This is a genomic window from Psychrobacter sp. UBA3483 (assembly GCF_002377905.1).
GTDB lineage: Bacteria > Pseudomonadota > Gammaproteobacteria > Pseudomonadales > Moraxellaceae > Psychrobacter.
On the sequence record NZ_DFQS01000035.1, the window covers coordinates 18,033 to 29,544 of the forward strand.

Annotated in this window: 10 protein-coding genes; all 10 read right to left on the bottom strand. The window is 42.5% G+C overall.

Annotated features, from left to right (window positions below; genetic code table 11):
* Positions 1 to 36: 36 nt before the first annotated feature.
* Complete coding sequence (locus tag B2866_RS05955) at positions 37 to 888, bottom strand: pilus assembly PilX family protein (RefSeq protein ID WP_296191557.1); 852 nt, start codon at positions 886 to 888, stop codon at positions 37 to 39.
* Between the two features lie 49 nt (positions 889 to 937).
* Positions 938 to 2,038, bottom strand: coding sequence for a PilW family protein (locus B2866_RS05960; protein ID WP_296191559.1), 1,101 nt, complete (start codon positions 2,036 to 2,038; stop codon positions 938 to 940).
* The gene (locus tag B2866_RS05965; RefSeq protein WP_296191561.1) at positions 2,038 to 2,607 is read right to left on the bottom strand and encodes a type IV pilus modification PilV family protein; all 570 of its coding nucleotides are present in this window, start codon (positions 2,605 to 2,607) and stop codon (positions 2,038 to 2,040) included. Before B2866_RS05965 ends, B2866_RS05960 begins: the two co-directional genes overlap by 1 nt.
* Positions 2,607 to 3,095, bottom strand: coding sequence for a pilus assembly FimT family protein (locus B2866_RS05970; protein WP_296191562.1), 489 nt, complete (start codon positions 3,093 to 3,095; stop codon positions 2,607 to 2,609). The genes B2866_RS05965 and B2866_RS05970 overlap by 1 nt, the downstream gene beginning before the upstream one ends.
* Positions 3,096 to 3,462: 367 nt before the next feature.
* Complete coding sequence (locus tag B2866_RS05975) at positions 3,463 to 4,266, bottom strand: ComF family protein (RefSeq protein WP_296191565.1); 804 nt, start codon at positions 4,264 to 4,266, stop codon at positions 3,463 to 3,465.
* Positions 4,267 to 4,293: 27 nt separating this feature from the next.
* Positions 4,294 to 5,739, bottom strand: a complete 1,446-nt coding sequence (locus B2866_RS05980) for a phospholipase A (RefSeq protein WP_296191566.1) — start codon at positions 5,737 to 5,739, stop codon at positions 4,294 to 4,296.
* A 394-nt stretch (positions 5,740 to 6,133) separates the two neighbouring features.
* The gene (locus B2866_RS05985) at positions 6,134 to 8,302 is read right to left on the bottom strand and encodes a protein-disulfide reductase DsbD domain-containing protein (RefSeq protein WP_296191568.1); all 2,169 of its coding nucleotides are present in this window, start codon (positions 8,300 to 8,302) and stop codon (positions 6,134 to 6,136) included.
* A gap of 92 nt (positions 8,303 to 8,394) precedes the next feature.
* Complete coding sequence (locus B2866_RS05990; RefSeq protein WP_296191570.1) at positions 8,395 to 8,955, bottom strand: protein-disulfide reductase DsbD domain-containing protein; 561 nt, start codon at positions 8,953 to 8,955, stop codon at positions 8,395 to 8,397.
* A gap of 277 nt (positions 8,956 to 9,232) precedes the next feature.
* The gene (gene gspG / locus B2866_RS05995) at positions 9,233 to 9,694 is read right to left on the bottom strand and encodes a type II secretion system major pseudopilin GspG (protein WP_296191575.1); all 462 of its coding nucleotides are present in this window, start codon (positions 9,692 to 9,694) and stop codon (positions 9,233 to 9,235) included.
* Positions 9,695 to 10,176: 482 nt separating this feature from the next.
* Positions 10,177 to 11,379: a type II secretion system inner membrane protein GspF gene (gene gspF, locus B2866_RS06000; RefSeq protein ID WP_296191572.1), complete on the bottom strand. Its 1,203-nt coding sequence runs from the start codon at positions 11,377 to 11,379 to the stop codon at positions 10,177 to 10,179.
* Positions 11,380 to 11,512 lie beyond the last annotated feature (133 nt).

Genomic DNA, 11,512 nt, shown 5'->3' on the forward strand with positions numbered 1-11,512 from the left:
ATAAGTGATGAATGACTCAGTTGCTATCGATATCGATTACTTGGCTTTTGGGTTGCCGTTGACATCAATCCCTACTAACTCTTGGCAACCTTCTGCTATTTTACCGTCCCCTACACCAAAGCCATAACAGACAGTATTTTCAACGACATTTTTGACATAGGCTTGCTGTACCAACGTCTTGCTAGGGATACCCGCATCTTTCATGCACTCATCCAAAGACTTAGTGGTTCCATCATTAGGAGCAATAGGCTTTTTTAAACAATCATTTATTGCTTGTTTATTGGCGTTTGATAGACTGGGCAGGATCGAGGTAGAATGAATATTAAAAACAGCAGACTCGTTGCTAGGCTCATTTGCCTGTATGCCCGAGCCTTGTGTTACTGATTTAAAATTCCCTTGTCCTACTACCGCTTTTGATGGACGAGTAATGTTAATCTGCGTGACAACATTACTGCGGGCGCTAGCATAGCTATCTGCCTTAGATATATCGCAGTAACCGTTGCCTGTTGTCAATACCGTACTCCCATTTGGCTTTACAATACTGGCTTGATTTAATTTGGCAAAACCACTCTGTCGTGGGTTATAGCAGAAAATATACTGATCGTTACGATTTGCGCTCCCTGCTTCAGAAAGATAGTAGCCAAACATCCCACTGCCTTTAATAACCGCATCTTTATAATCTTGATCTTTGTCATTATCAAAAATTTTCTCTATACGCTTATTACCACTATCTGATGAGTTTAATAGAAACGTATCTATTTGATCCGCAGTGGCGACTTTTAGGTCCGTTGTACTTCTTTTAACTGCGATAACACCTACCAAAGTAATCAGCATTAAGAAAAGTAGCACGACTATAAGAGTAACGCCTTCCTGTGATTTTTTACGCATCTCATTTATCCTCTTGCAGTCAGCATATACGCTTAACTTATTAGATAGCTTATATAGAGCTCTCTTTGATTGCTCTTGAGTTTCTTAACATTATATTTGACTCGTATACCCTACGAATAAAAGCTTTAGAGGTATCTGTTGACAAAGTCTTTGGCTCTCCAAATATGATAAAGTTAGACGCTCCTGTCTCTCCCGTTAATGGACGATCAGCGCGTACTAGAGCAGAGAGCTTTACGGATATAATATCAGTTGTGATAGTAGAAGTAGCGGATAAGTCCTTTAAATAGCTCATGTACTGCTCAGGAGTAAAATACCTCAGAGTCACGGAAGAAGTTAGCGGTTCTATAACTTCTACCCCTAACAGCACCCCAAAATAATCTACTCTCGGAATAACTACTTCTCCTACGTCGCCAAAATCTCTAATATTTCGACTCTCTTTTAATATAGTACTATCATTAATTTTTTGTAAATCAAGCTCTGTTGAATTTAAAATCTCTTTTACATATCGCCCAGCATCACAACGTAGCTCATAGCTTTTTATATTAGATTCATAATTAGATTTGTCATTCTGAGCTACTTCTCTTAAATAATATCTTTGAACGATAACCTGTCCCGGTATAAGCTCTAAACGACCATCGCGTTCTATTTCTATAGGCCCTCGAACTAAAGTACCTTCGCAATCATACATATCCTGCGGTGCTTCATATTGAATAGTCAATTGTGAGCTTGTCAGACCAGTAATATTACTTGCCGCTATTCCGCTTTTTGTTAGATATTTAGCATCGATGGCGTCTGTACCAGCGCTTGTTACGGTTCCACCCATTTTAATGCCATTCATATTGTTTTTAGATTTATCTGTTTGGGAGGCACTAACTAGACTGGTATCACTGGTCATAACCACACCAGCTAAAGGAGTGAAAGGGTTATTAGAATCCGCCATACCTAAATTACTAAGCCTGATACTTTTCTCAATATTTTGAATACCAAAAATACTCGCTTCTAACATATCTGTACCACCGGACTGCACGCTACTGGTTTTGATACTTGTGAGATAAACCTGCATAACCGCTGCCGAGATCAGAAGACCTAATGTAAGGGATATCATCAGTTCAATTAAAGAAAAACCTTTTTGAGTACGATTAAGCAGCATTAGTAGGACTCCATAATCACACAGTCAGAACCGGCATGGTATATACCAGAAGTGTCGGCACAAGCTTTATTACTTTGCGAATTAGCAGCAAAAATTGGTTTTGTGCCATTCCATGAAGCAATAATACATTGGCGTAGTTGTTTATCCGCAGTGCCTGGACAGGTAACCATATTAACCAATATGCCATTATTACAAGCTTGTTGCATAGCGCTCCAACTATTATATTTTACTAATTGTTCTGCAGTACATGAATCGCTATCACAGTTCTTCGTCACACTACCAGTTTTATAGTCTGTAACCGCAGCACAATAATCTTTTTTGTCAGAGACATTCCCTAAAACACTCTGTATATCCTGCTGATAACCTAGTATATTCTTAGGATTTAGCCGTAAGTCTTCAGATAGGCCGCGCATCACTGTATTAGCATTAGCAATTAATACGCTATCGTCGGTTGATTTTACAGATACCATATTTAATGCACTAAACCCTAAAACCGCAACTGCCAATAATAACAAAGCCACCATGACTTCTATTAACCCTACTCCACTTTGAGAGTTTTTATCCTTCATTAGCATGTTCCTCCCAATTTAGTAGTGATATTAGAAATTTTATTAATTTCAACCTGTTGTGGTCTCACACTAGTATTACTATCGCAAATAGTATACACGGTAGCAGTTGCAATCTTATTTGGTTTAAACTGAGTACTACCGTTGCTCGGTTTAATTATACTTTTATTATCATACTTATAGCTTGCAATGGTACTTTTGATTTGGCCATCAACTACATGCTGAATTTTAATTAACTTGCTATTATCGTCAAAGTTTAATATTAAAGGTTGTCGACGCACAATGCTTTCAGTCTTGGCTTCTTTTAACGCATTAGTTAGGGTAGCGGTTGTTGACTTTACACGCTGATCAGCCAATTGATTACTGATATTAGGGGCTGCGATACTAACAATAATAGCAAGCACCGCAATCGTTACCATCAGCTCAATCAGGGTAAATCCTGAGCTGGCCACTCGTAATTTTTGTGCTACTTTGTTTGCAGATGCGTTCAAATCGAATCCCTATCTCTCACTATTATTGGCACTGTCTTTAATTAATTACTATGCCCGAAAGCACAATAGGTGTCTCGTTTTCATTAACCTATGCTTATACAGGTTATTTTTTAGATATATTCACTAATAAACATGCAATTCTTATTCCAAGAAATATGCAGCCTATATAGTAAACATAGAGGTATTAATACAGATACTATGTGCACCTTTCCTATATACCGATTTGCATACCTAGTATTTTTATTGACATATAAATAACCAAAATATATAGGTAAAATGTGTCAATAATATAACGTTAAGGCAACACATTAGCAACATAATAGTTATTATAAATTGATAGAGGAAGTTTTTCTAATAAAAACAAACTTTACAACTGACTACCATGCGCTAACGCATAAGCAGACAGCTGATAGCGGTTAGAGATTTGTGAATTAATTGCTGCTAGGTTAGGAGATTGACCGCATAGAGTGCGACCTAACGCTTGCAAGCTAGCACCTGTGGTCGCGACATCATCAAATAATAATAAGCGTTTAACCGGAGGATTTTCGCTTAAAGCAAAGGCATTTTCTAAGTTGGTTAAGCGCTCGGCACGTGTCAGTCCTTGCTGGCTGACAGTATTATCGATACGTTCTACGCCATGCCAAAGCGGAATATGCCAATGCTTAGACAATTGTGCGGCTAAAATACTGACGGGGTCAAAGCCTCTTTTAATAAGGCGTTGATTGGTGGTTGGCATAGCAACAATGACGCTATTATCACGATGGCAACCATGAGGACGTGGTAATTGACGCAATGCATGCAGCAATAACGGCAGCTTAGTCATGTCTTCATGATGCTTAAACGCACGGATCGCTTGCCGTATTGGATAATCATAATACGTCGCTGCTTGAATAGACAGACTAGTGCCCGCCGCAATATCCACCTCAAAGGATTTGGGTAGCCAGATGATACTATTATGACAATCAGAACAAAGCAGGCCGCTATCAAAACAGTTATTAACGTGTTGGCGCAGTTTAGTAAAAAAAGAGTGTGTATTGAGAGGAATTGCTGAGGAATGGTTTTGTGGCAGTTGAGATTGCGGTGTACTGCGATAAATACGGCATAACTGACAGCGTACGTCTCCATACTCTGCCAGCCATAGTCCGCTTTGATAAGGCGCTAAACGGCGCATCGAACGCTGCCTATCAGCGCACTTATATTAGAAACCTTTCCAGTCATTTAGCATAATACCAAAACCAATCGAGGTATTTTCATGGTTATAATCAATAATAGATTCGCCATAACCTTGGAATAGCTGTATATAGCCGTTGACGTTTTTGGCCAATGGATAGACATAATCAATTTGGGCCGCGCCTTTATTGGTACTTGGATTGTAACGCAAGGTACCGCTTAGGCTTTGCTGCTCTGGCAAATCATATAAAAATTTGATATCGCCATAGCCCATATAATCTTCGATATCTGGATTGTCCTCACTACTAGAGCTCTCGTTATTGACGCGGGCCCATAGACGCGGTATGACAGAAAGCTTGCCCCACTCTGCTCCAGCCATCAGATAAGCACGGTTCCACGAGCGCGATAAGGGATCATCTTGTCCGTTAGAGTGGTGAATCGCACCCGCCCCTAACATACGCAGACGACCACCAAAAGGTAGGTCAGCTGTCACAGGCTGAGTCAAAAATATCTCAGGCTGATAGTCGGTGGCGCGAAATGGTCGTGAGTTGTCCTCGTTATAAACCTGCCAGTGTGACTCTTGGGTATAGCCAAACCATAGGTCCGCACTGGTATCAAACAAATCTTCCATCACTTTGGTCTTTAATGACAGCTGGAACTTTAGCTCTGTATTACGGGTGTCGTTAGAAGTTAAAAGCGGATCAGGTCTAAGCTGTGAGGGCGTACTTGGATTTAAATTGGGATCAAAAGTATAAAATAGTGGTAGCAGATAAGTTGGTCGGTGCGGTCTGACTGTCCACGTACCACGCTCGCTATTTTTATCCAAATCATAGGCTAAACTTAACGGGGTGAATTTTTCGAGATCGGCTTGGGTGACACCGACGTTCTCTAATACTTCTGCTTCTCTTTGCGTCAGACCTACCGTATCCAAACTTTCGCCATTACTCGCTTCGTTATTTGCCGCCGTATTGCCATTAGCAGCGATGGTGGTGTTTTCTTCTACTAGGACAACTTGCGGATTACCGGCAAGGGTGCTTTGGAGGGTTTTCGCCAAGTCAACCGGTTGCTTAGTGGCGGTGTAGCTTGGCGTTTTACCTTGTTCAGCAACTTTGTCAAAACAAGCCAAACGCGCGCCACTGGTTTGTACTTGTGTACATTCATAAAACAGTCTTGCTTGTTCGGCGACAAACTCTTTACTAATAACCTTGTCGCTTTGAGCCGCTGCATTTGGATTGACCACGCGCTTATTGACAACTTTTGCCGCATCATCAGTGTCATACTCAAATGCGATACTCTCTACCGGTAGCTCTTCATAGCTTTGAGCGCCATTGGCTGCGTGGGCTTGTAAGGTAAAACAAGCAAGCGCTGTCCCAACCGCCATGGTTAAATAGCATTTGGACCGCTGACTGTTATTATTTTTGCCCGCTGTGTTAAGCGCTAAAGAGGGACGCTGCGGAGTGATAGGAGAAAACATAAGTGTCCTTTATCTAACTGGCATGAGCGCCAGCAGAGTCTATGAGATAATTAATATAACCATTAGCATGATTGCTAAAATAGAATAAGAACTAAAGAAAACCAATAAATATGGACGTGCAAGGTAGCCATTACTCGTGGTAATGCGCCTTTCGCAATGTTGCTTTATTGTAATGAAAATAATGGCACTATACTAGCGTTATTGCGAGCAAATACCAATGTAAATGATAAGGTAAGTAGCAAAGTGAGTAGCAATAAATAACGTTAAACCAAGGATTTAGCGTCTATGTTAAAAAGGTTATTTAGTAAGATTGAAAAAGCCAACGTCCTACTATCACAGGACGTTGGCTTTTTAATGGGTAGAAATGACGTGGAATTTATCTACATTTAAACGATTAGTTTAGCGTGGTTAAGGTTTGCTCAAATTCTACGCGCCCGATTTCACCTACTTGTTGATTGGTCAATTGACCGTCTTGATAATACAGCAATGCTGGCGGCCCAAATAATTTATAGCGCGCTAAGATTGCTTTTGAATCGGCTGTCGTTTCTGTAATATCAAGTCTGACCAGTTGCCAATCTTGCATCTGCGCCGGGCGATTATGAAATAAGTTTTTATCCATAATCCGGCACTCAATACACCATTCGGCGGTGACATCGACCAGCACTTTTGGGCTTGTGGCGACAATAGCATCTAACTCAGCGAGCGTCGTAACAGTTTTATCTGTTGCATTACTCATGGCTGGTTGACCAGCAGTAGTCTGCATCACCGGAGTAACGCTTAATGACGCTAGCGGATGTAAGCTATCATCGTTACCTAAGGCGGCGCCGACGATTAAACACGTCGCCCAGATACCAGCGATTAAGCCGAGCGCTTGGGTCAGCATCCGACCTTTGCCTAGCCAGCTCCATGCCCACATCGCCACTACCATAAACCACAGCGCCCAAATCATCAGCATCACCGGTGAGATAAAGACGCGCTCAATTAATAATAATGCCACGGCAAAAAGCAACAAAGCAAAGCCTTGCTTGACCCAATTCATCCACTCGCCCGCTTTAGGCATGATTTTACCTTGGGTCGCGCCAATTAAGATAAGCGGCGCTGATAAACCAAAACCGAGCATAAATAAGGCGGCAAAGCCAAGGAGCGGACTGCCAATCGTCGATACGGCAAGCAGCGCACCAAATAATGGTGCCGAAACGCACGGCGATACCACGAGCGCCGACAAAAACCCAGCGATTAAACTGCCGCCCGTACTACCAAGCTTGCTATCGCCTGCTTGGCTTAAACCCTGCATTTTACTGCTGATAAACCTTGGCAGACGAATGCTAAATACGCCCAACATATAAAGTGCTAATAAGACAAAAACGATGGCAAAGGCAATCAAGATGATCGGATTTTGTAACCAACCGATAATGCCTAACGATTCGCCAAACACCGCAATGACCGCCCCCAAAATACCATAAGCGATGGCAACACCAATCGCATAACTGCTGGTCAAAATAACACCGCGTTTTACCGTTGGATTGTCTTCACGCGCGACGATATTGGCGACAATCGGTAGCATCGGTAATACGCATGGCGTCAATGCCAAGCCCAACCCTGCCAAAAATAATAACACCAATGCCAACCACGGATGCGAGGCTAAGCCAAAAGGGTCGCTATTAATGGCGTTATCGCCAACAACGGTATTGTTCGTTGCAGTAGCATTATTTATGACAGCGTCATTGTTCGCTGCTCCACTTGTGACATTATCGCCTACAGCTTCTTCATCGGCACCAGAGATGGTATTGATTGCACCAAGCTCTGTATCTAACGCTTCATCATCTAACAAGGCATAATCAATTACTTCATCATCTGACAAGGTTTGCTCTGTAGCAAGACGATCGGCATCAGTCGCCTCTGTAGATGATTGCACAGTTTCTACATTGCTATTATTACTCGCAGAAACTGTAGCTGTATTACTTGAACTATTGGCTGCCAATAGTGGCGCAGGAGCGATATTGACTGTGGTTTTTACTTTCTCCGGTGGATAGCAAAGTCCTGCCTTCGCACAGCCTTGCCAACCTATCGTTACAGCGGTATTATCTATGCTGTTACCATTACTACTGCTCAAAACGGTACTAGCAACCATATTGGCTTGGTCAAAGACCAATACTTTTCCAAAGGTCGGATCATCAATGGAGACAGGCTTTTGGTTAAAGCTAAAAGGCGCGGCGGTCACGCCAGCAGGCAGCGTTAGCTTAATTTGGTCTTTATAAACATAGTGCTCAGGCGTAATGTCAAAGTTAATCGCTAAGCGCGTGCCATTATTGACAGGTTTGCTACTGCTACTGACCTGAAACGCTTCATCAACAGGCAAAAATTTCGGTTGGGCCGCACTTTTATTACCAAATAAATCGCCGAGTCCTGCTGCTTGCGATGCCACTGGCGCAACCGTTAGCCCAGTCGCTGCTAATCCTGTCAATAATGAGCCAGCGCTGAAAGCAAACGCCAACAGACAAGATTTTTTTGACGGTTTATTAGGCGTCAATGCCGGAGACTTTTCTGCGCTTTTAAAGGACATGAAGGACTACCTATTATTACCAAAATTCGAATTGACCAATTCACTGTCTGTATGGAATTATCTATTTACATCATTATTTATTTACGGGCTGTTTATTTACGAGCTGTGCCAATATTGACCGTGGTTTTAATTTTCTCTGGCGGATAGCATAGACCCGCTTTAGCACAGCCTTGCCAGCCGATGACAACGGGGACATTTTTCGCGCCTTTGCCATTATTGGTGCTCAGGGTAGTGGTGGCAATTATATTTTTTTGCGTAAAAACAGGCACTTTCCCAAAGGTGGGATCATCAATAGAAACTGGCGACTGACTAAAGCTGAATGGCGTTGCACTGATGCCCTTTGGAAAACTTAGCGTCAGCTTATCTTTATAAACGTAATGGCCGGGCGTGATATCAAAGGTAATCGATAACTGCGTGCCTTTAGACGTGGCTTTGGTAATAGTATCTACTTTAAACGCTTTATCGACGGGCAAAAACTTCGACTGTGCTGCATTGTTATTGCCAAACAATTCACCTAATCCTGCTGCTTGCGCGCTCATTGAAATTGTTGATAATCCTGCCATCAACGAAGTGCTTATAAGCGCCATTGCCAATAGATGAGGTGTTTTAACAAGGCGTTTATTGATAACTGGCGTGGCTGTTTTGATAAACATAAATAACTACCTTTGATAGCGAGTGTTAAAAACTACTTTTAAGAACTGTTTGGCATGACGGATGATCAAAAAGGTTGAACGTATATGGTGGGCGCCTATTTAACATGGTACTTACTAGCATAGTACTTATTTTATGCTGTAATAAAAAATATCAACCAATAAAGCCCTTTATTGGTTGATATTTAGAAATTTTAATGCCGCTTTAATTAATAAAGTGTTAGAAAATGCTATGTTGCTCAGCGCTAATCACTTTAATCTAATCACCTTAAGGCGTAGCTTATAACTGGGCATAAATATCAGCGTCTTGCCCTTCGCCGCCTTGCTGCCCATCAGCGCCTAATGAAAATAAATCATAAGGGCGGCCTTCGCTACCTGGCGCGACATATTGCAACTCGTTTTCCCAACCATCGGTCGGATATCCACCTTTGATATAACCGCCATCGGGATAGTTTTTGGCGTCAGCAGGCGGTGTGGTTAGGGCTTCTAAACCTTGCGCCGTCGTCGGATAACGCGAATTATCAACCTTGTACATATCAAGCGCATTGGATACGGTCGCCAGCGCCGTTTCAGTGGTTTTGACGCGCGCTTTGTCACTTTGTCCAACCACTTTTGGCACCACCAACCCTGCGAGAATGGCTAAAATCACAATCACTACCATAATCTCAATAAGGGTAAATCCGGACTGGCCATGACGCAATAACGGACGACCTTTCAGCGCAGCGGATATATCTTTATTCATATTTTCTGCCTGCAACTTATCGTCATTCCCAGCGTTTTTTGGCATGGTATCTACTTGCATCGTGTCAATTATAGTCATCGCTTTGGTCATCGCTTTTGGTATCAGGTGATATAAATAATGAATGTGCTGTTCAGAGCGTTTTCATGGGTTGGCTTTAGATTAATGACCCCTAAACCGCTTATCACTATAAACCATGCTTTTATTTTTATCCAGCGCTACAATAGCTTGTTATGAATATCGACTTTTATGGATACGAGCCATAAGAGATTGGATAACCGCTAATCTTATAAGCACTTTGCAGTCAAAGCTTTTGACGAGCGCTTACTATAGCGTGATGATTGACTGCGCTCTAGTCAAAACGTACCGCTGTCAACAATCTACAACAGTAAGCAAGGCTTAAGAAAGTTAGCGGAAGTTTTAGCAAGATAAAGGTAATGGATTTTGAGCCAGCTGCAGAGAAATTAACAAAGCTTAAGCGTTTACTAACTTGCCAAATCATTCATATTCACAATCGGCAGCATCACCGCCATGACGATAATCATGACCACCACGCCCATCAGTACCAACATTAGCGGCTCAAGTAACGACAGCAGTGTGCTGATAAAATTGGTCGCTTCCGCTTCTTGCATATTGGCGGCGCGGCTAAGCATGTTTTCAAGCTCGCCTGAGTTTTCCCCACTTTTAATCATTTGCACCATCATCGGCGGAAAGTAAGTAGATTTTTCTAATTGACTCGATAAGCTTGAGCCTTCAGTGACCCTATCGGCTGCGGTGATAATAGTTTTTTGAATGTGTAAATTGGTCGTCACCGCCGCCCCTATATGCAGCGCTTCAATCAGCGGCACCCCTGAGCGCACCAATATCGCAAGCGTACTGGCAAAACGCGCCGCATTAAGTCCTTTTGATAAGCGCGCCAATATCGGTAGTCTCAGCACCATACTGTCTATGGCTAATTTGCCTGCTTGGGTTTGGGCAAAGCGATAAAACAGAAACGCCGCCCCTGCCAATACCAAAAGCATCAGCCACCACCACTGGGTAATGATATTTGATAAGTTCAGGACAATTTGGGTAATCAAAGGTAGCGCTTGCTCAGATTGCTCAAAGACTTTGACGATTTTGGGCACCACAAAGCTCATTAGCCCCATAATCACCGCGACTGCCATGACCATTAGTACAATCGGATAAACCATCGCCCCTTGGATTTTCTTTTGTAGGGCAAAACGGTTTTCGGTGTAATCTGCCAACTGATTGAGAATTAAGTCTAAGTGGCCTGATTTTTCCCCTGCCGCGATGGTGGCGATATAAAGCGGCGGAAAACTGGCGGCTTGTTGCAATGCGCGCGCGAGGCTTAAACCTTCTAGCACATGCGAGCGCACGGCAAGCATCAATGACTTGATGTGAGTTTTTGGTGATTGTTTGGCGACGGCAGCCAGGGTTTCTTCTAAAGGGATACCGGCGGCAAGTAATACCGATAATTGACGGGTCAGCAATGCCAACTCATAAGCCGATGGTTTTTTATAGCGGTTTTTACTTTGGCTTTGTCGGTCATTGACGGCGGTAACTTCGACGGGCGTCCATTGTTTATCACGCAGCTGCTGGCGTACTTGTCGCGCAGAATCGCCTTCAAGTAAGCCTTTTTGGACACTGCCATGGTCATCTAACGCTTTATAATGATAAGCGGGCATAGCAGCAAATATCCTAAGGTGAGCAATTTGAAATGCTGATAAATAGAAATTTGGTGGTGTTCTAAAAAGTATGCTGACATCACACATAGCCATAATTGACATAAAAGAATACCAAATCAAACACTTTTAAGTG